At 59.3% G+C, this 23092-nt stretch carries 22 protein-coding genes; 12 read left to right on the top strand and 10 right to left on the bottom strand.

Annotated features, from left to right (window positions below; genetic code table 11):
• Nucleotides 1-193: 193 nt before the first annotated feature.
• The 11 genes from ACYZT2_RS16580 to ACYZT2_RS16530 all read left to right on the top strand — a co-directional run bounded on the left by ACYZT2_RS16580 (nt 194) and on the right by ACYZT2_RS16530 (nt 14847).
• A complete protein-coding gene (locus ACYZT2_RS16580; protein ID WP_436273671.1) occupies nt 194-1498 on the top strand; it encodes an MFS transporter in 1305 nt (434 codons plus the stop codon).
• Complete coding sequence (locus ACYZT2_RS16575; RefSeq protein ID WP_461965663.1) at nt 1476-2873, top strand: NarK family nitrate/nitrite MFS transporter; 1398 nt, start codon at nt 1476-1478, stop codon at nt 2871-2873. Before ACYZT2_RS16580 ends, ACYZT2_RS16575 begins: the two co-directional genes overlap by 23 nt.
• 69 nt (nt 2874-2942) lie before the next feature.
• Entirely contained in the window at nt 2943-6716 is a 3774-nt protein-coding gene (locus ACYZT2_RS16570; protein ID WP_461965661.1) for a nitrate reductase subunit alpha, read from the top strand.
• Nucleotide 6717: 1 nt separating this feature from the next.
• Nucleotides 6718-8256 carry a nitrate reductase subunit beta gene (narH, locus tag ACYZT2_RS16565; RefSeq protein ID WP_461965659.1) on the top strand — a complete coding sequence of 513 codons (1539 nt, stop codon included), beginning with the start codon at nt 6718-6720 and terminating at the stop codon, nt 8254-8256.
• Nucleotides 8257-8258: 2 nt separating this feature from the next.
• The gene (narJ, locus tag ACYZT2_RS16560; RefSeq protein WP_283188169.1) at nt 8259-9014 is read left to right on the top strand and encodes a nitrate reductase molybdenum cofactor assembly chaperone; all 756 of its coding nucleotides are present in this window, start codon (nt 8259-8261) and stop codon (nt 9012-9014) included.
• Entirely contained in the window at nt 9007-9687 is a 681-nt protein-coding gene (gene narI / locus ACYZT2_RS16555; protein WP_461965657.1) for a respiratory nitrate reductase subunit gamma, read from the top strand. Before narJ ends, narI begins: the two co-directional genes overlap by 8 nt.
• 10 nt (nt 9688-9697) lie before the next feature.
• Nucleotides 9698-10657 (top strand): peptidylprolyl isomerase, encoded by a 960-nt coding sequence (locus tag ACYZT2_RS16550; protein ID WP_461965655.1) that lies wholly within the window; start codon nt 9698-9700, stop codon nt 10655-10657.
• Nucleotides 10658-10681: 24 nt separating this feature from the next.
• On the top strand, nt 10682-11674 hold the full coding sequence (gene moaA / locus ACYZT2_RS16545) for a GTP 3',8-cyclase MoaA (protein WP_461965653.1): 993 nt from the start codon (nt 10682-10684) through the stop codon (nt 11672-11674).
• A 265-nt stretch (nt 11675-11939) separates the two neighbouring features.
• Nucleotides 11940-13955, top strand: a complete 2016-nt coding sequence (locus ACYZT2_RS16540; protein WP_461965651.1) for a ribonucleoside triphosphate reductase — start codon at nt 11940-11942, stop codon at nt 13953-13955.
• 32 nt (nt 13956-13987) lie between these two features.
• Nucleotides 13988-14155, top strand: coding sequence for an anaerobic ribonucleoside-triphosphate reductase (gene nrdD, locus ACYZT2_RS16535; RefSeq protein WP_008153595.1), 168 nt, complete (start codon nt 13988-13990; stop codon nt 14153-14155).
• Nucleotides 14152-14847: an anaerobic ribonucleoside-triphosphate reductase activating protein gene (locus ACYZT2_RS16530; RefSeq protein ID WP_454835487.1), complete on the top strand. Its 696-nt coding sequence runs from the start codon at nt 14152-14154 to the stop codon at nt 14845-14847. Before nrdD ends, ACYZT2_RS16530 begins: the two co-directional genes overlap by 4 nt.
• A gap of 16 nt (nt 14848-14863) precedes the next feature.
• Here the strand turns inward: ACYZT2_RS16530 and ACYZT2_RS16525 are convergent, their stop codons facing one another.
• Genes ACYZT2_RS16525 through ACYZT2_RS16510 form a run of 4 tightly spaced genes read right to left on the bottom strand, consistent with a single transcriptional unit; the run spans nt 14864 to nt 17968 of the window.
• Nucleotides 14864-16240: a 4Fe-4S binding protein gene (locus ACYZT2_RS16525; RefSeq protein ID WP_461965649.1), complete on the bottom strand. Its 1377-nt coding sequence runs from the start codon at nt 16238-16240 to the stop codon at nt 14864-14866.
• Nucleotides 16228-17082, bottom strand: coding sequence for an FTR1 family iron permease (locus tag ACYZT2_RS16520; RefSeq protein ID WP_461965647.1), 855 nt, complete (start codon nt 17080-17082; stop codon nt 16228-16230). The genes ACYZT2_RS16525 and ACYZT2_RS16520 overlap by 13 nt, the downstream gene beginning before the upstream one ends.
• Nucleotides 17083-17104: 22 nt before the next feature.
• A complete protein-coding gene (locus ACYZT2_RS16515; protein WP_461965645.1) occupies nt 17105-17437 on the bottom strand; it encodes a cupredoxin domain-containing protein in 333 nt (110 codons plus the stop codon).
• Entirely contained in the window at nt 17438-17968 is a 531-nt protein-coding gene (locus tag ACYZT2_RS16510) for an iron transporter (protein ID WP_461965643.1), read from the bottom strand.
• Between the two features lie 206 nt (nt 17969-18174).
• On the opposite strand from ACYZT2_RS16510, the gene ACYZT2_RS16505 reads away from it, so the two are divergent.
• On the top strand, nt 18175-18420 hold the full coding sequence (locus tag ACYZT2_RS16505; RefSeq protein WP_461965641.1) for a DUF3079 domain-containing protein: 246 nt from the start codon (nt 18175-18177) through the stop codon (nt 18418-18420).
• A 64-nt stretch (nt 18421-18484) separates the two neighbouring features.
• Here the strand turns inward: ACYZT2_RS16505 and ACYZT2_RS16500 are convergent, their stop codons facing one another.
• The 6 genes from ACYZT2_RS16500 to ACYZT2_RS16475 form a co-directional block, all read right to left on the bottom strand.
• Entirely contained in the window at nt 18485-19159 is a 675-nt protein-coding gene (locus tag ACYZT2_RS16500) for a polysaccharide lyase family 7 protein (RefSeq protein ID WP_461965639.1), read from the bottom strand.
• A 289-nt stretch (nt 19160-19448) separates the two neighbouring features.
• Nucleotides 19449-20240, bottom strand: coding sequence for a LexA family transcriptional regulator (locus ACYZT2_RS16495; RefSeq protein WP_461965637.1), 792 nt, complete (start codon nt 20238-20240; stop codon nt 19449-19451).
• Nucleotides 20241-20318: 78 nt separating this feature from the next.
• Nucleotides 20319-21011 (bottom strand): SOS response-associated peptidase family protein, encoded by a 693-nt coding sequence (locus ACYZT2_RS16490; protein ID WP_461965635.1) that lies wholly within the window; start codon nt 21009-21011, stop codon nt 20319-20321.
• A 426-nt stretch (nt 21012-21437) separates the two neighbouring features.
• Nucleotides 21438-21851: a hypothetical protein gene (locus ACYZT2_RS16485; RefSeq protein ID WP_461965633.1), complete on the bottom strand. Its 414-nt coding sequence runs from the start codon at nt 21849-21851 to the stop codon at nt 21438-21440.
• On the bottom strand, nt 21848-22189 hold the full coding sequence (locus tag ACYZT2_RS16480; protein WP_461965631.1) for a lysozyme family protein: 342 nt from the start codon (nt 22187-22189) through the stop codon (nt 21848-21850). Before ACYZT2_RS16480 ends, ACYZT2_RS16485 begins: the two co-directional genes overlap by 4 nt.
• 398 nt (nt 22190-22587) lie before the next feature.
• On the bottom strand, nt 22588-23085 hold the full coding sequence (locus tag ACYZT2_RS16475; protein ID WP_461965629.1) for a PAAR domain-containing protein: 498 nt from the start codon (nt 23083-23085) through the stop codon (nt 22588-22590).
• Nucleotides 23086-23092: the final 7 nt, after the last annotated feature.

The raw sequence follows: 23092 nt of genomic DNA, 5'->3' as shown, positions 1-23092 counted from the left end.
CCAGCAAAAACCTTGGTGGAAAACCTTAAGACGCTGATAAACCGCCGGTTTTAGGGTTTTCCTGTACTACCTCCTTAGAGGTAGACCGCACAAGCATAGGCCTATGCCCCCTAGGCCTTCGTTGACATGGATCAAGTTTTTGCGGGGTTGGCCTCTCTAGTCTGCCGCCATGGCTAACTGACTGGAGAGCATTGTGAACCCACCGCGTGTACGACAAGGCTTGGTGCTGGGCATGAGCACGCTGGCCTTCACTGTCTGTTTCATGGTCTGGATGATGTTTGCCGTGCTCGGGGTGCCGATCAAAGACCTTCTCCAGCTCAACGAAACCCAGTTCGGCCTGCTGGCCGCGACCCCGGTGCTGACCGGCTCGTTGGTGCGTTTGCCGCTGGGTTTGCTCACCGACCGCTTTGGCGGGCGCAGCGTGTTCTTCCTGTTGATGCTGGCCTGCGTCGCGCCGCTGTATTTGATCAGCCACGCCACCGCCTACTGGCAGTTCCTGGTGCTGGGCTTGTTCGTCGGCCTGGCCGGCGGCTCGTTCTCGGTCGGGATTGCCTATGTCGCCAAATGGTTCGACAAGGAGAACCAAGGCTTCGCCATGGGCATCTTCGGCGCCGGTAACGCCGGAGCTGCGGTGACCAAGTTTCTCGCCCCGGCGCTGATCGCTGCCGGCAGCTGGCAGTTGGTGCCGAAAGTCTTCAGCGCGATCCTCTTTATTACCGCGTTGTTGTTCTGGTTCCTCAGTGCTGAAAACAAGGACCACCGCAGCGCCACCGGCGCCTCGTTGCGTGAGCAATTGAGCTCGCTGAAGGACCCTGCGGTGTGGCGCTACTGCCAGTACTACTCGATCGTCTTCGGTGGTTACGTCGCCCTCGCGCTGTGGATGACCAAGTACTACGTGCAGGAATACGGTTTCAGCCTGCAAAGCGCGGCGCTGCTGGCGGCCTGTTTTTCCCTGCCCGGTGGCGTGCTGCGTGCCGTCGGCGGCTGGATGTCGGATCGCTGGGGGGCGCAAAGCGTGACCTGGTGGGTGTTGTGGGTCAGCTGGATCTGCCTGTTCCTGCTCTCGTATCCCCAGACCCAACTGCAAGTGCAAACGATCAACGGCCCGGTGGATTTCCACATCGGCCTCAATCCCGCGCTGTTCACCGTGCTGCTGTTCGTCATGGGCATTGCCTTCGCGTTCGGCAAGGCCTCGGTCTTCAAATACATCGCCAACGACTACCCGAAAAACATGGGTGCGGTGTCCGGCATCGTCGGCCTCGCCGGTGGCCTGGGCGGTTTCGTGCTGCCGATCCTGTTCGGCGCCCTGGTGGACCTCACCGGCGTGCGCTCTTCCTGCTTCATGTTGATGTACGGCGTGGTCTGGGTCTCCCTCACCTGGATGTACTTCAGCGAAATACGCAAAAGCCCGGTGCTGGGTAAAGCACCGCTGCTGACCCCGTCCCCGATTTCCAGCATTGCCCTAGGAGAAGAACATGTCCGTTCTGCAAAAGCCTGACAAAGGCCCGGTCATTCATGACTGGCGCCCCGAGGACCCAGCATTCTGGGGAAGTAGCGGCAAACAGACCGCCACGCGCAACTTGTGGATTTCCATTCCTGCGCTGCTGCTGGCCTTTGCGGTGTGGATGGTCTGGAGCACGGTGATCGTGCGTCTGAACGCCATCGGCTTCACCTTCACCACTGACCAGCTGTTCTGGCTGGCGGCGTTGCCGGGGCTGTCCGGGGCGACCTTGCGCGTCTTCTATTCCTTCATGGTGCCGATCTTCGGCGGCCGTCGCTGGACCGCCCTGAGCACCGCGTCGCTGTTGTTGCCATCGATCTGGATGGGCTTCGCCGTGCAGGACCCGAGCACCTCTTATAGCGTGTTCGTGCTGATCGCCTTGCTCTGCGGTTTTGGTGGCGGCAACTTTGCGTCGAGCATGTCCAACATCAGCTTCTTTTATCCCAAGTCCCAGCAGGGCACGGCCCTGGGCCTGAATGCCGGACTGGGTAACCTGGGCGTCTCGGTGATGCAGTTCTGTGTGCCGCTGGTGATTACCTTCGGTGTGTTCGGCTTCATGGGCGGATCGCCACAAGTGCTGCCGGACGGTGGCCAGTTGTGGCTGCAGAACGCCGGGTTCATCTGGGTGCCGTTCATTGTCGCCGTGACGTTGATTGCCTGGTTCGGCATGAACGACTTGTCCAGCGCCCGGGCCTCGTTCAGCGAACAGGCGGTGATCTTCAAGCGCAAGCACAACTGGCTGATGTGCTGGTTGTACCTGGCGACCTTCGGTTCGTTCATCGGCTTTTCCGCGGCCTTTCCGCTGCTGATCAAGACTTCCTTTCCTGATGTTATCGCTCTGAAATTCGCCTTCCTCGGCCCCCTGGTCGGTGCCCTGGTACGTCCATTGGGCGGCTGGCTGGCGGACAAGCTCGGTGGCGCCAAGGTGACCCTGTGGAACTTCGTATTGATGATCGTGATGGTCTTCGGCGTGATGCACTTCCTGCCGCAGAACGGTGAGCCCGGCAACTTCTACGGCTATCTCGGCATGTTCATGCTGCTGTTCGTTACCACAGGCATCGGTAACGGCTCCACCTTCCGGATGATCCCGGTGATCTTCCGCACCCAGCATGAAAAAGCGTCTGCCGGGCAATCGCCGGCCATCCGCGAACAGGCCCTGAAGAACGCCGGCAAGGAGTCGGCCGCCGTCCTGGGCTTCAGCTCTGCGATGGGTGCCTTCGGTGCGTTCTTCATTCCCAAATCCTTCGGCACTTCGATGGCCCAGACCGGCGGCCCGGAGATGGCCTTCTACATGTTCGTCGGCTTTTACCTGAGCTGCATCGTGGTGACCTGGTGGTGGTACGCGCGCAAAGGCGCCGCGACACCCTGCTGAGCCGAGCTGCATCCAACCATTGCGTGGGCGGGGCACAGACTCCGCGACAAAGCCTGAGAGGACTACACCGTGAGTCATTTACTGGATCAATTGCGGTTTTTCAACCGTAAGCAAAACGAGTTTTCCGACGGTCATGGCGAGACCCGCAAAGAGTCTCGCGACTGGGAGAACGTCTACCGTTCACGCTGGCAGTACGACAAGATCGTGCGTTCCACCCACGGGGTGAACTGCACCGGTTCCTGCTCGTGGAAAATCTACGTCAAGAACGGCCTGATCACCTGGGAAACCCAGCAGACCGACTACCCGCGTACCCGTAACGATCTGCCTAACCATGAGCCCCGTGGCTGCCCACGTGGCGCCAGTTACAGCTGGTACATCTACAGCGCCAACCGGCTCAAGTACCCGAAAATCCGCAAGCCGTTGCTCAAGCTCTGGCGCGATGCGCGGCAGACCATGGCGCCGGTGGAAGCCTGGGCCAGCATTGTCGAGGACAAGGTCAAGGCCGACTCCTATAAAAGCAAGCGCGGCATGGGTGGCTTCATTCGTTCCAACTGGGAGGAAGTCAACGAGATCATCGCCGCAGCCAACGTCTACACCATCAAGCAATACGGCCCGGACCGGATCGTCGGCTTCTCGCCGATTCCGGCCATGTCGATGGTCAGCTACGCCGCAGGCTCGCGTTACCTGTCGCTGATCGGCGGTGCCTGCCTGAGTTTCTACGACTGGTACTGCGACTTGCCACCGGCCTCGCCGATGGTCTGGGGCGAGCAGACCGACGTGCCGGAATCGGCCGACTGGTACAACTCCAACTACATCATCGCCTGGGGCTCCAACGTCCCGCAGACCCGCACCCCCGACGCGCACTTCTTTACCGAAGTCCGTTACAAGGGCACCAAGACGGTCGCGATCACTCCGGATTACTCGGAAGTCGCCAAGCTCACCGACCTGTGGCTGAACCCTAAGCAAGGCACCGATGCGGCGCTGGCCCAGGCGTTCAACCATGTGATCTTCAAAGAATTCCACCTGGACAAACCGAGCGCCTATTTCACCGACTACGCCAAGCGCTTCACCGATTTGCCGGTGCTGGTGCTGCTCAAGCAAATGGTCGACAAGGCACCGGGCGCCGGTTACCAGCCGGACCGCTTCCTGCGCGCCAGTGACCTGACCGACAACCTCGGCCAGGAAAACAACCCGGAATGGAAAACCATCGCCCTGGATGTCAGCGGTGAACTGGTTTCACCCCAGGGCTCCATCGGTTATCGCTGGGGCGAGAAGGGCAAGTGGAACATCCTGCCTCGTGAAGGCGGCGAAGGCCGTGAGATCGATCTGAAGCTGAGCCTGATCGGCGATGACGTCGCCGAAGTGGCGTTCCCGTATTTTGCCGGCGAGTCCCACGAGCACTTCCAGCACGTGGCCGGCGATGCCGTGCAATACCGCCGCGTGCCGGTGCATAACGTGGTGCTGGCGGACGGCAGCGTGGCCAAAGTCGCCACCGTGTTCGACCTGTCGGCCGCCAACCTGGCGATCGATCGCGGCCTCGGCGGCGATAACGTGGCCAAGGATTACGACGACGCCTCGGTGCCCGGCACCCCGGCGTGGCAGGAGCAGATCACCGGCGTCAGCCGCGAGAAAGCCATCCAGATCGCCCGTGAGTTCGCCGATAACGCCGACAAGACCAAGGGCCGCTCGATGATCATCGTCGGCGCGGCGATGAACCACTGGTACCACATGGACATGAACTACCGCGGGCTGATCAACATGCTCATGCTCTGCGGGTGTGTCGGTCAGACCGGTGGCGGTTGGGCGCATTACGTCGGTCAGGAAAAACTCCGTCCGCAATGCGGCTGGCTGCCCCTGGCGTTCGGCCTGGACTGGAACCGTCCGCCCCGCCAAATGAACGGCACCAGCTTCTTCTACGCCCACAGCTCGCAATGGCGTCACGAGAAAATGAGCATGCACGACGTGCTCTCGCCGCTGGCCGATAAATCGCAGTTCCCCGAGCATGCCCTGGACTACAACATCCGCGCCGAACGCGCCGGCTGGTTGCCCAGCGCACCGCAGCTCAACACTAACCCTTTGCACATTTGCCGCGACGCGGCTGCGGCCGGCATGGACCCGAAAGACTACGTGGTCAAGTCGTTGCAGGACGGTTCGCTGCGCTTCTCCTGCGAACAGCCGGACAGCCCGGTCAACTTCCCGCGCAACATGTTCATCTGGCGTTCCAACTTGCTGGGCTCCTCGGGCAAGGGCCACGAGTACATGCTCAAGTACCTGCTCGGCACCAAAAATGGGGTGATGAACGAAGACATCGGCCAGGTCGGCGACTGCAAACCCGAAGAAGCCGAATGGGTGGACGAGGGCGCCATCGGCAAGCTCGATCTGGTCACTACACTGGACTTCCGCATGTCCTCGACCTGCGTCTATTCCGACATCGTGTTGCCGACGGCAACCTGGTACGAAAAAGACGACATGAACACCTCGGACATGCACCCGTTCATTCACCCGTTGTCGGCAGCGATCGACCCGGCATGGGAATCGCGTTCCGACTGGGAAATCTACAAAGGCATCGCCAAGGCGTTTTCCAGCATGTCCGAAGGGCATCTGGGCGTTGAAAAGGATCTGGTGACCATCCCGTTGATGCACGACAGCGTCGGCGAACTGGCCCAACCGTTTGGCGGCACCGACTGGAAAAGCGCCGGTGTGGCACCGGTGCCGGGCAAGAACGCGCCGAACCTGCATGTGGTGGAGCGTGACTACCCGAACATCTACAAGCAGTTCTCGTCCCTCGGGCCATTGCTGGAGAAACACGGCAACGGCGGCAAAGGCATCAACTGGAACACCGAAGACGAAGTGAAATTCCTCGGTGAACTCAATCACAAAGAAGGCGATGCCGGTATCAGCCAGGGTCGGCCGAAAATCGACACGGCGATCGATGCTGCTGAAGTGATTCTGTCCCTGGCGCCGGAAACCAACGGCCAGGTCGCCGTCAAGGCCTGGGCCGCGCTGTCGGAATTCACCGGCATCGACCACAGCCACCTGGCGCTGTCCAAGGCCCACGAGGCGATTCGGTTCCGCGACATTCAGGCACAGCCGCGCAAGATCATTTCCAGCCCGACCTGGTCAGGTCTCGAAGACGATCACGTCAGCTACAACGCCGGCTACACCAACGTTCACGAAGGGATCCCATGGCGCACCATCACCGGTCGCCAGCAGTTCTACCAGGATCACCCGTGGATGCAGGCGTTCGGCGAGCAACTGATGAGTTATCGGCCGCCGGTCAACACCCGCACCATCGAAGGGGTGAAAGGCAAGCGCAGCAACGGCCACAAGGAAATCGTCCTGAACTGGATCACCCCGCACCAGAAATGGGGCATCCACAGCACCTACAGCGACAACCTGCTGATGCTCACCCTCAGCCGTGGCGGGCCGATTGTCTGGCTCTCGGAGAACGACGCGAAAAGCGCCGGTATCGAGGACAACGACTGGATCGAGTGCTTCAACATCAACGGTGCACTGACCGCCCGTGCGGTGGTCAGCCAACGAGTCAAGGACGGCATGGTGATGATGTACCACGCACAGGAACGGATCGTGAACGTGCCAGGTTCGGAAACCACCAAGACCCGTGGCGGCCACCACAACTCGGTCACCCGGGTGGTGCTCAAACCGACCCACATGATCGGCGGCTATGCCCAGCAGGCCTACGGTTTCAACTATTACGGCACGGTCGGTTGCAACCGCGATGAATTTGTCGTGGTGCGCAAAATGTCCAAAGTCGACTGGCTCGATGGTTCATCCGGCGATGACCTGCCGCGTCCCCTGCCGACCGATATCGAGGAGAACTGAGATGAAGATTCGCTCACAAATCGGCATGGTTCTGAACCTGGACAAATGTATCGGTTGCCACACCTGTTCGATCACCTGCAAAAACGTCTGGACCAGCCGTGAAGGCATGGAATACGCATGGTTCAACAACGTCGAATCGAAACCCGGCATCGGCTACCCGAAAGAATGGGAAAACCAGGACAAGTGGAAGGGCGGCTGGATCCGCAATGCCAACGGCACGATCAACCCGCGCATCGGCGGTAAATTCCGCGTGTTGGCGAACATTTTCGCCAACCCGGATCTGCCGAGCCTCGACGACTACTACGAACCGTTCGACTTCGATTACCAGCACCTGCACACCGCGCCGCTGGGCGAGCATCAACCCACCGCGCGGCCGCGTTCGCTGATCTCCGGCAAGCGCATGGAAAAAATCGAGTGGGGCCCGAACTGGGAAGAAATCCTCGGCACCGAATTCGCCAAGCGTCGCAAGGACAAGAACTTCGACAAGATCCAGGCGGACATTTACGGCGAGTACGAAAACACCTTCATGATGTATTTGCCGCGCCTGTGCGAGCACTGCCTCAACCCGACATGCGCGGCGTCGTGCCCGAGCGGGGCGATCTACAAGCGTGAAGAAGACGGCATCGTCCTGATCGACCAGGAAAAATGCCGTGGCTGGCGGATGTGCATCAGCGGTTGCCCGTACAAGAAGATCTATTTCAATTGGAAAAGCGGCAAGTCCGAGAAATGCATCTTCTGCTACCCGCGTATCGAAGCCGGGATGCCGACTGTTTGCGCGGAAACCTGCGTCGGGCGCATCCGCTACCTTGGTGTGTTGCTGTATGACGCCGACCGCATCAGCGAAGTGGCGAGCACCGCCAATGAGCAGGACCTGTACGAGAAACAGCTGGAGATCTTCCTCGATCCGAACGACCCGGCAGTGATTCGTCAGGCCTTGGCCGATGGCGTACCGCAGTCGGTGATCGATTCAGCCCGGCGTTCGCCGGTCTACAAAATGGCCGTGGACTGGAAACTCGCACTGCCGCTGCACCCGGAATATCGCACCTTGCCGATGGTCTGGTACGTACCGCCGCTGTCGCCGATCCAGAACGCCGCCACTGCCGGCACCGTCGGTATGAACGGGGTGATCCCGGATGTCGACAGCCTGCGTATTCCCCTCAAGTACCTGGCCAACCTGCTGACGGCGGGCGATGAAAAACCGGTCAAGCGTGCGCTTAAACGCTTGCTGGCAATGCGTGCCTACAAACGTTCCGAGCAAGTCGACGGGGTTCAGGATCTGCAAGTGCTGGCGGATGTCGGCTTGAGCGTGGCGCAGGTCGAGGAGATGTATCGCTACCTGGCAATCGCCAACTACGAAGACCGCTTTGTTGTACCGAGTGCGCACCGTGAAGACGCCATGAGCGACGCCTTCGCCGAGCGCTCCGGGTGCGGCTTCAGTTTCGGCAGCGGTTGCAGCGGCAGTTCCGACACCAACATGTTCGGTGCGAAGAAGGCCAACCGCCGCGACATCTTGAAAACCGTCCAGTTGTGGGAGGAATGAGCATGCAAATTCTCAAAGTGATTTCGCTGCTGCTCGACTACCCGACCGAGACGCTCATTAGCGGTCGCGACGAACTGGAGCAAGCGATCATCCAGTCACGGGAAATCAGCCCGACGCAGCGCGGTGCGTTATTCGAATTGCTCGAGCTGATCTGCGCCAATGACCTGATGGATGGGCAGGAGCACTACGGTGCGCTGTTCGGTCGGGGGCGCTCGCTGTCGCTGCTGTTGTTCGAGCATGTGCACGGCGAATCCCGCGACCGTGGCCAGGCCATGGTCGACATGATGGCGCAATACGAAGAAGCCGGTTTTGCCATCGGCGTCAAAGAGCTGCCCGATTACATCCCGCTGTACCTGGAGTTCCTGTCCACCCGCGAAGACATCGAGGCCCGCGAGGGCCTGGCGGATGTTTCGCACTTGCTGGCCTTGCTCGCCGCACGTCTGGAAGAGCGCGAAAGCGCCTATGCCAGCTGCTTCCGGGCGTTGCTGCAAATTGCCGGGGCCGAGCCGCATCAAGCGGTCGCCGACCTGCGGGCGCAGGTCGCGGCGGAACCTCGCGACGACTCCCTCGAAGCCCTCGACAAGATCTGGGAAGAGGAGGCCGTGGACTTCCTCCAGGCCGAACAGCAGGACCGTTGCAGTGGACTGCCAAGCGCACCGGGCAAGGCCCGTGAGGAAAGCGCGGTGCCGTTGCACTGGGTGGATTTTCAGCATGAAGGGTTGGCCGCCGTGCCAGCCAAGGAGGTGGGCAATGTCTAAATGGAACCTGTTGTTGTTCGGGGTCTATCCCTACGTCGCCCTGGCGATTTGCCTGATCGGAAGTTGGGCCCGCTTCGACCTGTCGCAATACAGCTGGAAAGCAGGTTCGAGCCAGATGCTCAACCAACGTGGCATGCGCGTGGCGAGCAACTTGTTCCATATCGGTGTGCTGTTCGTGCTGGCCGGGCATTTCGTCGGCCTGCTGACGCCTGCGTCGGTTTATCACCATGTCATCAGCACTGAGAACAAGCAGCTGCTGGCGATGGTGTCCGGCGGATTCTTTGGCCTGCTGTGCTTGATCGGCTTGCTGATGCTGGTCAATCGGCGGCTCACCGATCCTCGGGTACGTGCCACTTCCAGCCCTTCGGACATCCTGATTCTGCTGGTGCTGCTGGCGCAGTTGCTGCTCGGTCTGCTGACGATTGCGGCGTCCACCGCGCATATGGACGGCTCGGTAATGGTGATGCTCGCCGATTGGGCGCAGAACACCGTGCTGTTGCGTCCGGTGGAAGCAGCGGCGGCCATCGCGCCGGTCGGGCTGATCTACAAGTTGCATGTGTTTCTCGGTTTGACCCTGTTTGTGCTGTTCCCCTTCACCCGTCTCGTACACATGATCAGCGCACCGATCTGGTACCTGGGGCGTCGTTATCAAATCGTTCGTCAGAAGTATTGAGGAGACAATCATGTCAGGTGGATGTGGATGTGGTGGCGGTAACGGGGGCAGCGGTGGCTGCGGTTCTTCAAAAAAAGCCGAGGACGTTCTCGACATCGCGCCGGTCGCACAGGCGCAGTTTGAAGCCCTGCCGGTTGAGCCTGCGGTGGCCGATGACGCCCCGGCGCAGTTGATCGCCAGCAGTGAACAGGAGTGGCCGATCATCAGCGTCAACGAGGTGTCGATCACCCCGGAGGCGATGGCCCAGGAGCTGCAATATCACCCGGCCGAAAGCCGCGAGGAAGCGGTGTACCTGGCCGCCAGGGCGTTGGTGATCCGCGAGTTGTTGCAGCAGCGCATTGCCGAACTCGGCGTGTCGCTGGAGATCGGCGCCGGTGAGAACGAAGAAGAAGCGGCCACGCGTTTGCTGCTCGAACGTGAGGTGAAAGTGCCGCAGTGCGACGAGGAGTCGAGTCTGCGTTACTACGAAAACAATCGCGGACGCTTCCACAGCGCACCGTTGCTGGCGGTGCGGCACATCCTGCTCGAATGTGCGCCGGACGATGTCGAGGCCCGCGAGCTGGCGCATGTTCAGGCGGAAATCCTGTTGCAACGCCTGGAAGAATTCCCCGGCAGTTTCGCCGAGCTGGCGGTGAAATATTCGGCCTGCCCGTCGAAAGCTCAAGGCGGTTCTTTGGGACAGATCAGCAAGGGCCAGACCGTGCCCGAGCTGGAGCGTCAGCTATTCACCCTGGCACCGGGCCTGGCCAGCAAACCGCTGGAAAGTCGCTACGGCTGGCATGTGGTCAGTGTCGATCAGCGAATCGAAGGCATGCCGCTGCCCTATGAAGTGGTGTCGACGGCGATCCGCACGCAGTTGCAGCAAGGCGTCTGGCAGAAAGCGCTGGTGCAATACCTGCAAACCCTGATCGGTGCAGCCGATATTCGTGGCATCCACTTGCAGGGCGCCGACTCACCGCTGGTGCAGTGAGCATTGGGCAAACCGGGAGAAGTGATGAACGCTGTGATGCAGGATGGTTTTGGACGGCAGATCGATTATCTGCGGATGTCGGTGACGGACCGCTGTGATTTTCGCTGTGTGTACTGCATGGCGAAAAACATGACGTTCCTGCCGCGTCAGCAGGTACTCACGCTGGAGGAATTGCAGCGTTTGGCGACGCTGTTCGTTGGCCTGGGTGTACGCAAAATCCGTCTGACTGGCGGCGAGCCGCTGATCCGTCCCGGCATTGTCGGACTGTGCCGCAACATCGCCGCCTTGCCCGGTTTGCGCGAACTGGTGATGACCAGCAACGGCTCGCAACTGGGCCGTCTGGCCCGGCCGTTGGTCGACGCCGGGGTCAAGCGGATGAACATCAGCCTCGATAGCCTGGACGGGCAGAAGTTTCGGGCGATCACCCGTAACGGCGATCTCGACCAGGTGCTCAACGGCATTGAAGCGGCGAGGGACGCGGGGTTTGAGCGGATCAAGCTCAACTGCGTGGTGATGAAAGGGCGCAACTTCGATGAAGTCCCTGCGTTGGTGCAATACGCCATCGACCAACGCATCGATATCAGTTTCATCGAAGAAATGCCCTTGGGCGACGTCGGTCGTTCCCGGGGCGAATCGTTCTGTTCCAGCGACGAAGTGCGCACGCTGATCGCCAGCCAGCACCGGTTGCTCGACAGCACCGAGAACAGCGGTGGCCCGGCGCGCTACGTGCGCCTGGAACGCCATCCCGATACCCGGATCGGTTTTATTTCGCCCAACAGCCACAACTTCTGTGGCAGCTGTAATCGGGTGCGGATGACTGTTGAAGGGAAGCTGTTGCTTTGTCTGGGGCAGGACGATGCCCTGGATTTGCGTGGCTTGCTGCGCCGGTATCCGCTGGATGACCAGCCGTTGATCAACGCAATCCAGAGAGCACTGCGCGGCAAACCATTGCGCCACGATTTCAGCCCCGATGGGGAGGTACAGATTGTGCGGTTCATGAACATGAGTGGCGGTTGAGCTGATCTGTAAAACACAGCAAATCCAATGTGGGAGCGAGCCTGCTCGCGATAGCGGTAGAACAGTCGACATCAATGTTGAATGTGCTGCAGTCATCGCGAGCAGGCTCGCTCCCACATTAGGTTTTCTTTTGCCGTCATCGGGCGTTTTTTTCACCGCCAAATCTTGATATCGATCAATTGCAGATCAGCCCTTTATCCGTAGTCTTCACTGCATGTTGTGTTTGTTTGTCTATAAACATCTATATGTAGTATCTGGAGGCCGAATGCAGAGCACGCTGATCTCAGTAGGATGTAACCGCTTGCACAAGCGCGATGGCAGTCTGGTTGCCTTCGATGCGGACAAAATCCGTCAGGCATTGATCGCTGCCGGCAAGGCAACCGGGGAGTACACCGAGGTTGAGGTTGAAGGTTTGCTTCAGGCGGTAATCGCCCGGCTGGACGGACTGCCAAGGCTGCATGTCGAGCAGATCCAGGATCGTGTTGAACGGGTGCTGATGGACGCCGGTTTTTTCTTCGCCATGCGCGCCTACATCGTCTACCGCGAACAACACGGGCGTTTGCGTCGTGACCGCCGGACCATGGTCGAGGTGGCGACCTCGATGAACGAGTACCTGGACCGTGAAGACTGGCGAGTCCAGGCCAATGCCAATCAGGGTTACTCACTGGGCGGGCTGGTGTTGAACGTATCGGGCAAAGTCACTGCCAATTACTGGCTGGACGAGGTGTACAGCGAAGCCATCGGCCAGGCCCACCGCGAGGCGGATTTGCATGTGCATGACCTCGACATGCTCGCCGGCTACTGCGCCGGCTGGTCGCTGCGCACCCTGTTGCACGAGGGGCTCAACGGTGTGCCGGGGCGTGTCGAAGCCGGTCCGCCGAAGCACTTGAGCAGTGCCCTGGGGCAAATGGTGAATTTCCTCGGCACCCTGCAAAACGAATGGGCCGGTGCTCAGGCATTCAGCTCGTTCGACACCTACCTGGCACCCTATGTGCGCAAAGACCAGCTGAGTTATCAAGAGGTGCGCCAGGCGATCCAGGAGTTCATTTACAACCTCAACGTACCGTCGCGCTGGGGTACCCAGACGCCGTTCACCAATCTGACTTTCGACTGGGTGTGCCCGCAGGATTTGCGTGAGCAGATACCCGTCATCGGCGGGGAGGAAATGCCATTCGCCTATGGCGACCTGCAAGTCGAAATGGACCTGCTCAACCGCGCCTACATCGAGGTGATGCAGGCTGGCGATGCGAAAGGACGAGTGTTCACCTTTCCGATCCCGACCTACAACATCACCCATGATTTTCCGTGGGACAGTGAAAACGCCGACCGTTTGTTCGAGATGACCGCGCGTTACGGTTTGCCGTACTTCCAGAACTTCCTCAATTCGGACCTGCAGCCCAATCAAGTGCGTTCGATGTGCTGCCGGTTGCAGCTGGATGTGCGCGAGTTGCTCAAGCGCGGCGGCGGTTTGTTCGGCTCGGCGGAACAGACCGGATCGCTCGGCGTGGTGACCATCAACTGCGCCCGTCTGGGCTATGTGTTCAAGGGCAACACCAGTGGTTTGTTGCAGCGCCTGGACACGCTGATGGAACTGGCGATGGAGAGCCTGGAGGTCAAACGCAAAGTCATTCAGCATCACATGGACGCCGGTTTGTACCCTTACACCAAGCGTTACCTGGGCACCTTGCGCAACCATTTCTCCACCATCGGCCTCAACGGCTTGCATGAAATGCTGCGCAATTTCAGCGGCGACGAGGAGGGCATGCACACCGAGCATGGCCGGCAGTTTGCCCTGAAGATGCTCGATCATGTGCGTGCCACGTTGCTGCGTTTCCAGGAGGAAACCGGTCATCTCTACAACCTGGAAGCGACACCGGCAGAAGGCACCACTTACCGCTTCGCCAAGGAAGACCTCAAGCGCTATCCCGATATTCTCCAGGCTGGCAGTGTGCAGGCGCCGTATTACACCAACTCCTCGCAACTGCCCGTGGGCTACACCGAAGACCCCTTCGAGGCCCTGGAACTTCAAGACGAACTGCAATGCAAATACACCGGCGGCACAGTTCTGCACCTGTACATGGCCGAGCGAATTTCCTCGACCGAGGCCTGCAAGCAACTGGTGCGCAAAGCCCTTGGCCGCTTCCGTCTGCCGTACCTGACCGTGACCCCGACCTTCTCGATCTGCCCGGTGCACGGCTACCTCGATGGCGAACATGAGTTCTGCCCCAAATGCGACGAGGTCCTGCTGCTGCAAGAACAGAAGGCCGGCGCCGTTCATTGATTTCGATCCACTCAACCGCAAGGAGCTTCACCATGACTGCATCGCAAACATTGCCCCAGGCTCAACGTCAACGCTGCGAAGTCTGGACTCGGGTAATGGGCTATCACCGCCCTGTGTCGGCGTTCAATCCGGGTAAACAGTCGGAACACCGCGAGCGCGTGCACTTCACTGAAGGCGCGGCATTGGCCGGGCGCCAATGAGTCGAATGCTTCGGGTCGGGGGCATGGTGCCCCTGACCACTATCGACTATCCGGGACAGCTCGCCTGCGTGTTGTTTTGCCAGGGGTGCGCCTGGCGTTGTCGTTATTGTCACAACCCGCAGCTGATTCCCCCTCGTGGCAGTGAGGAAGTGGATTGGCGGCGGGTGTTGGCGTTTCTGCAACGTCGTCAGGACTTGCTTGATGCCGTGGTGTTCAGCGGCGGTGAGCCCACTTTGCAGGACGGCTTGCTCGGGGCCATGGATGAGGTGCGGGAAATGGGATTTCGCATCGGCTTGCACAGCGCCGGCATCAAGCCTGCTGCATTCGCCAAGGCATTGACCGGTGCTGATTGGGTCGGTTTCGACGTCAAGGCGCTGCCCGAGGATTGTCAGGCCATCACCCGGGTCGAGGGCAGTGGAACCGCCAACTGGCGCAGCCTCGAGCATCTGCTGGCCAGTGGTGTCGACTACGAATGTCGTACCACCGTGCATTGGCATCTGTTCGAGCCGGCGCGTCTGCTGATCCTGGCAAAACGCTTGAATGCGCTCGGCGTCAAACGCTTCGCCGTGCAACTGGTTCGCACCGAGCGGATGTTCGATCCGCTGTTGCCGAGCGTGTCGGCTCAAGCATTGTTGCCAGAGTTGTGGGAGGCCATGCGCGAGTTGTTTCCAGCCTTCGTGTTGCGGGGGTAACGGGGGCTGGGGGAACTCAAGCCCAGCCCCAGAATTGCAACCACCAGCCAAATCCCACCAGGCCTTCGGCCAGGAGCAGGCAAGCAATGGCGGACCCGCGTCGCACTCGGGAAAGACCTTCGCGACTCAGCCGTTTCCAGCCCAATAGCAGGCTCCAGCCCATCGCGGCCAGTAACAGACAGGCCCTGGCCGGTTGCACCCACTCCAGCAGCAGACCTTCATAACGCAGCAACTTGACGGTGGTGGCCGACAGCCCGAGAAACAGTCCGGCAGCACCCAGAGGCGTGAGTGTCAGCGCCAAGGGCTGATACAAAGTGCGATCTCGCACCAGTCGGGCCGTCAGACGCAGGAGCAGCATCAACGCCGTGCCGAGCACGATCGAACTCAAACTCAGGTAAGCGACGATGCTGAAACCGTCGAGCCAACTGAAGCTGTCGTTGAGCTGCGGGTAATGGGTCAGCAGCCACCAAGGGGCGTTGTCCTGCAGGGCCCAGAGCTGGTTATGTTCGACCAGCCACTGCGCAAGGGATTGTTTGAGGGCGACAAACCATGGGCTGACCGTCCACTGAAACGCGCCCATGGCCAAGCCGATTACACCGAACAGCAGCAAGCGTGTATCCCAAGGGGATAGGGTTTGCGCCGCTTGAAGAATCTCCTGATTGCTGGAGCGGGCGATCAGCTGAACGGCACCGCGTTGCCCGCTGCAGCGTCCGCAGGCGTGGCAATCACTGGCGCCTTGCAGGCGGCGGATATCGAGCAAGGGAGCGCAATTGGGTGGCGGCAGGCGGGGGGCGGCATTTTCTAGCCAACGTTGTTCATCGACCTGGAAGTGCACAGGGGCCAGCCGGGCGAGCAGGGCGAAAACACCGCTGACCGGGCACAGGTAACGGCACCAGACTCGCTTGCCCCGGGCGAACAACAACCCGACGATGACCGCGGCGACGGTCGAACCGCCTAGAATCAACAGCGCGGCCTGGGCGTAGTCATAGACGCTGATCAACTGGCCGTAGAGGGTCGTCAGGCAGAACGCCAATGTTGGCCAGCCGCCCCAGCGCAACCAGCGCGGCACACCCAGGCCTTTACCGTAATGGCTGGCCCATTCGCTGAGCGAACCTTCCGGGCACAGAACGCCACACCAGAGTCGGCCGAACAACACCATCGACAGCAACACGAACGGCCACCAGATCCCCCAGAATAGAAACTGCGCGAGCAAGGTCAGGTTGTCGAGTATCCGTGCCTGGCTGTCCGGTAGCGGCAACAGCGCCGGGGTCACCAACAGCACCGCGTAAAACACTACAACCGCCCACTGCACCCCACGGATGACGGGCGCATGGCGACGCATCCCGTCGCCCAGTCGTTGGAGCCATCGATTGCGCCGGCTCAGGTCGGGCATGGCAGGTTTTCCGCAGTCCGTTGCCGTAGCCAGCCGCCGACGGCCAGCCAATAACCGATCCACACCAACAAGGTCATGCCGCTGGGCGTCGCGCGATAACCGGCAAACCCGGCAAGAAAGCCACCCAATCCATGGCTGTCGCTCAGCAACGTGCTGCTGTCCCAAAGCGCTTCGCCAACGAAGCGGTAAACCACGTCCGGCAAATCCAGAGCGAGCAACTGGCCGCCGATTCGCTCGGTGCCGCTGACCAGCAACGCCGCGCCGAGCATGAGCAAGATGACTTCGCTGATGGCAAAAAATCGTTGCCATGAAATGAATCGGCGACTGCTGTGCAGCAGCGTAATGGTCAGCGCCGACAGCACTAACCCCAATACGCCGCCGACGGCAAACAAACCGAGCTGCGGACCTCGCAACCGGGCGCCGGCGCCATAGAGAAAAACCACCGTTTCGCTGCCTTCGCGGCTGATCGCGAGCATTGCCAGCAGTAATAGACCTGCGCCACCTTGTCGGGCCAGGTGGCTATCGGCGTGTCGTCGCAAGTCGTGGTTGAGGCTGCGCCCGTGGCGGCGCATCCAGCTCACCATTTGCACCATCAACAGGCTGGCAACCAGCGCGAGTGCGGCCTGGAACCATTCACTGGCTGACCCGCTCATGGCCTCACCGGCAAACAGAATCAACACCGCCAGCAGGCCCGAGAGCATCAACCCCAGCACCACACCCGCCCAGAGGAATTTGACCAAACGATTACGTTGGCCTTGCTGGCTGGCCCAGGCCTGGAGAATACCGATCACCAGCAACGCCTCGACGCTTTCGCGCCAGACGATGAACATTGATTGATTCATGGAAGCTCCGTGCGCTAACAGGTTATTTCGCGAGGATGCCGCCTTCGGGCAATTGGGGATTGAACTCGTCGAAAAAGGGGTAGTGACCGGGTCTCAGGGGGTGAATGACCACGAAGGTCGTCACCCCCGGCGACAGGACTTTTTCAACCCGCAACGGCGTGCTCTCGAACTCGGCCGGACCTTGGCCGACGTTCTTCAGAACGATCTTGAAGCGCTGTCCGGCCGGCACCTCCAGCAAGGCAGGCGTGAAGTGGCCGTCGCGCAGGATCAGCTCAAAGCTCGGCAACTCGGCATGGACCGTCAACGGTGCAACTGTTCCGGCCACAATCAGCCAGGCAAGATGCAGGCGCTTCATTCAATAGCCACCTTTTTTACCGATGCCGGCGTAGATGAATTCGTAGTGCAGTTCGCAGCGTTCGAACCAGGGAGCGACACCGGTTTCCTTATCGGTGTGGCGCCCGAGGGCGCCATGACCGCCGGGTGGCAGGACGGTGAACGTCAGCTTATATTTACCGGGGCCCAGCAGCTTCACATTGTCGCCATAATGCGGACCGTCATTGGCCACCATGGCGTGGAAATCGCCTTTGATCTCTGGGGCGCTGCCGTGTTTTTTCAGGTTGAAAGAGACGTTTAGGTAGGGGACGAAACTGCCTTCCTGAAAGCCCTGTCGATTGTCCGCAGTAGCCCGAATGTCGGCTTCCAGGTGGACGTCGGAATCCGCAGTGGCGCGCATCATCCCTGCAGGTGCCATTTCTATCGGCTGCAGATACACCGCCCCGACTTCCAGCCCGGGACACAACTGTGGTTCCCCGATCGGGTATTCCTTGGCGTGAGCCAGTGGTGTGAGCAAGAGCAGGGCGAGTGATAGCGAAAAAGGGGTACGCATAATAGCTTCCTGAACACAGACGAGTAGGAGCCCGAGTCTAGGAAGCTTTGCTGCGAACAATAATGATTGTTATCAAGTTTTGAGCAATTAAACCGATGGCTCGGGACTGCGCAGGGGGCTCGATGTCGATTCTTGATATGTATCAAGGCTGGCAATGCCCAAGGGCTGTAGGTTGGAACGACGCCACTCAATGATCGGAGATCGGCATGGCCAAGAACTTCCCCGTCAACCCCAAGCACCCCGAGCGGATCTGTTGGGGATGCGATCTGTATTGTCCGGCGAAGTCCCTGGCGTGCGGCAATGGTTCCGAACGGACGATGCATCCGGCGGAGATGTTTGGAGAGGATTGGCACCTGCCTGGCGACTGGGGCCTTGATGCGGTCATTACTACAGACAAGGTGGTGGATGACTTCCAATCGCTGCCCGTTGATGCGCTGCACGCAAAGCGTTGATCCGCTTTCGTAGGAGCCAGTGCGGCAAGCCTGGCTCCTACAGGTCCGTTTTACTCAGGCGATATCAAGCGTGGGTGATGGAAAGGTCGCTGATGATGCAGACCGAACCGTCTTCTGGATCGGTGGTGTCGGAGTAATCGATCTGGTTGTACACACCTCCGTGGAAGGCCAGCGTTTTCGTGTCCCAGGTGTTGTCGAGGCGCATGATTGCGGAGGTCGATTTGACGCCGTTACAGCTCGCCGAAACGGAGATCGCGCCATTCGAATTGGCGTGAATGTTGATTTTGAAAAGTGCTCCAAGCGGCACGTTTTCCAGAACCGTGGAGTTCACCGGGTCTTCTTGAAGATAACTCGAGCGGAACCCCATGGTGATTCGGCCTTTGTTCCAAAACACTTTTACCGGTGGTCGCTCTGAACCTTTTACATGAATCTGGCCGATCACGACCTTCTGCAGCGAGTTGACTTTCGTCAGCCGCATTTCTTGTCGGTTCCAGTGATCGGCAGCACTGGTGAACAGCCAATAACCCGGCTCTTTCCACTCGCAGCGAGTCCGGTGCGTGCTTTTGCTCGAAGCACCGAGCGTCGGCGCCGTCATTTGCAGCGAGCCATCTGGAAGCATCGAAACGACTTCCGGACATTCGAGCAGTGCCCGCCAGCCAATGAGCTCAAGTGCGATGGGGTTGGTCTCGGAGATAGGAAGCGGTGTAGCGATTGTGTAATTGCTGATGTCTACAGTCATGGTCATTTACCTCAGTTCATTGGATGTCACCTTTTGCTCCGTTGAGCCTTGCGCTTTTGATGTAGGCCTACATCCCACTGCCCACTCGATGAATGGGCAGAAGTGATGCTTCGTTGTTGCTCGCGCCGCGACTTTCGATGCTGGGTGGCGTTGTCTTGGTTTGAAAGTAAAAGTAGCAGTGCTTATATTTTAAGTAAATAGCACTGCTAATAATATTTTCGATGGTCATAAGAAAGCCCGCGTCAGGCGGGCTTCATAGGTAAAAAAACTGGTCTACGGTTCGACTCAATCAGCGGGCAAACATCCCCCACCAGAATACGTGGCCGAGGATCACGATCTGCTGTTCCTGGATCTCGGCAAAGGTGTAGTCCTCATCCGGATGCTCGTCGCGATTGAAGCTGCGCAGGCGGATGCCCGTCGGCAGTCGGTAAACCTGCTTCACACGTAGCTGACCGCTGTGGTTGATGGCGTACATGTCGCCGTCAACGATATCGCCCAGTGAGCTCTTGCCGACGTTGATGCCCACGGTTGCGCCGTCACGCAGCACTGGCAGCATGCTGTTGCCGCTGACAACCACGCACTTCGCGTTGCTGAACTGAACGCCGTTATGGCGAAGGTCTTTCTTGAAGAATCGGAGCCGGGCGCTGTCGCTTTCCTCAATCACGAAGCGGCCTGATCCGGCCGCCAGTTCCACTTCGCGCAGGAAGGGGACGTAGACCTCATCGTCATCCAGAGGCGTGTCGTCATCCCAAGGTTGGATGTCCGACATCACTACGCTTGGCTGGATGCGCTCGGAAGGCTGGACGCTAGCAACGGTCGACATCAGGCGTGGGCTCACTTCACTGGCATCAAAGCGCAAGGCTTTTGCCAGTTTCAGAAGCGCCTCGACGTTCAGTGGAACCTTGCCGGTTGCGTACTGACTGAAGGCGCTTTGGCCAGACCATCCGCAAGCCTCAGCCACATTCGCTTGAGTGAGATTTGATCCAGCCGCTTTGGCAGCAGACTTTCGTTGTTCGTAAATAGCCTTGAGCCTGATGCTTTCGGCGACTTCTTCAGGGGTAAGGGGGCGGCGTGTTTTCATGGCGACAAGAGTATTAGCAGAACTGATATTGCTGCAAGCAGCGCTGCTGGTAGTTTTCGCTGCGGTCGGTAAGCCAGGTCAGAGAAGTGAGTCTCCAATCGGTCGTATCAGGTCCGGTCCCTGATTCCGCACATTGCCGATTGCCCGGTCTACCTGGAGCCACTCGAACGCCTCGCTCGGCTCCCCTTGCAGCAGCACCATTTGTTCGGCGCGTTTTTGGGGTGTGGCCGGGTCCAGCCATTCGCGGGCCCGTTCCGGTGAAAGCGTCACAGGCCGGCGGTCATGAATGTTCAGCATGCCGCCGGCGTTATCGGCGGTAATGATCACGAAGCCGTCATGCTCGCTTGGACCATACTCGGCGCTCGGGTACTGGCCAATCGCGGCGCACAGAATCGGCGCCCGATCCCGCTGGCGAATCAGGTAGGGTTGCTTCTTCGGTCCGCCTTCATCAACCCATTCAAACCAGTTGTCGATGGCGATGATTGCCCGGTGCGGCCAGATCGTGCGGAAGAATGAGCCGTGGGCGGCTTTCTCAATACGGGCATTGATCGGTGCGGCACGGTCTTTGATCCAATGCGGTCGCCAGCCCCAGCGAACCATGTCGGCCCGCAGAAACTGACCTTCCTGGTGAAAGAGGGCGAGCTGAGTGGATGGCGCGGCGTTGTAACACTCGAAAGGCTGGTCGCCTGCATAGTTGATCAGTGCGTTTGGAATGCTGAGCGCTACGACAAAGTCATGAATGCCCCGGTATTGGGAAAGACGTCCGCACATGGTTGGAGCCCTCCGATCATGCTTTCAGCGTAGACCAGAACCCGGCTGCTTGATGACGAAGCCATTGATGATAGCCGCAATGGTCAAGATTGCTGCCGGGCGCGCGTTCTAGTATCGGAAAGGGAGATACGGGTTTTCGAAGACTGACAGCCCGTTGGCTGGTACCCAGGGAGCGCGATCGGCCACCGAAACGTGTTGCCAGTAATAGAGCACGAACGAAAACACTTCTTCACGTGCCCAAGACAAACACGAGTCGAGGGCGCCTGGCGAGTGCCGGATAGGTGTTTTGTACGCACAGTCTTGGTTATTGCAGGGAGGTTTGATTGTTTGATTTTGTTCGGGCGGTAGGGCGCCGTGGCGCAGGTGCTTTCTTGTCGGCAGGGGCCAGGCACTGGCAAATGTCGCCCCAGTCAAAATGGTCGGTTGCTATCCCGCGCCGCGCTTACTTGGTTTTGGAGGCGCGTCAGGACACTCATCGGCCCATCGCGTAACCGTCATGTCATTGAATTGCTCCCCAATGGTGTCGACGCGCAGGCAAGCGCCGTTCTTTGAGTAGAACAAGATGCAACGCGAGCTATCAAAAGAGCAGACATCGACCTCGAAGAACTTGCGTGCAGCCAGCTCCCGCTCCACGCCACTATATTCATAGCCATCGGTGGTATGCATCCGCGTCGGCTTCCATCCTTGCTTGACGAGCTTGGCCCTGGCTGCGACCAAGGGCTCACCGACGGCGATGCCTGCCGGCCCGCGCCTGTCGCTTGTCGCCTGTGAGCCATCGGCAAAGGCTGCGCTGGTGCCAATGCAATAAAGTGCGACGAGCGCAATGATTGAAGCCTTCATTTGACAGTCCCTCCAGCCGATTTGTAGCTCGCCAAAAACTTTGGATACTCGGCATACGGTTGCGGCGGATAATGATTTTTCTTACCAGGCCCTTCGGGGAGTGCCGCCCACCTCGTTGCCGCCTTCGGCATTGCTCCCGGGATGTCGCCGGCCTTGATCTTGTCGATCACACCGAGGGTGCGCAGAATGTCGACCGCGATAAGGTCTTGCGTATTAGGCGTAAAGTCGGTGAGTCCCATCTTTCCGGCATACTCGCGCCAAGTGGCAATGGTAATTTGATACATGCCCGATGCCGTAGTTTTTCCACCGTAACCGGCCCCCCGGATGGGTGGACTCATCAGTGAAAGTCCATTTCCCGGATTGAAAACCCGGTGCCCAGCCATAACCATATTTCGCGTGGTAGCTACCGCCTTCGGATTCGGCAATGGCAACCAAAAATGCCTTCACGTTCTTATCCTTCAAATACTCCTCATTCTCGGCCCGCCTTATCTGTTTCCTGGCGTCCAGCGATACAGTTTTTGGGGTGGCGTCTTTGACGGGCGTCACCGCTCTGGTGGCTACGGGAGACATTTTTCTGCCATTCTTGCTAACCACTTCAGCCATGATGAAAGTCACCAGTATAGATTTTGACGCTCTCTGTTTGCCCCTCTGGGAAAGCAGAAATAATGAAACTTGTTCTTTGGTCTGGGGAGGATTGTGTGCAGTCGGTTGTATGAAGAGCATCTGCTGCCATGCCTTAGTCCTCCAGAAACAGTTTGATTGTTTCGGGCAGGTGCGAACTCACTACATGCGTATACCCCATCGGATCACTTACGCCGTGTTCCATGCTGCCGTCAGCGCGCTGGATGGCGTAATCAAGATTGGGTAGAGGCTCGCCCGAGTCTTGGTCAACTAGTCTGAACTTGTCGCTGAAGTGCACTGGCATCGGCAGCAGGCCGCTGAAGGGGGCTGGTACGAAGGTGTCGCCAATAATGACCGTGCCGGATCCAGCCATAACTACGTTGCCGTGGCCACCGGTACTGTCTTGGGTTGCGGCATTCAGCCCATTGATGAAAACCGTAGCGCTGACGGCTTCGCTGATCGGGCTACCGCATGCGGATTTATCGGTCATTCGAGCGGCGGCAAGGCCATCGAAGTTCACATTGGGAGAGCCGCTGACAATAGGATTTGTGCCATGCCCCGGAAGCGGGCAATTGGTGGGGTCTGTCACTCGGGCAGCAGGTTTGCCGCTCATGGGAAGT

The organism is Pseudomonas sp. MDT1-85, assembly GCF_054898065.1.
Note: the sequence above shows the minus strand (reverse complement) of the source record. Positions and strands in the feature narration are given on the sequence as shown.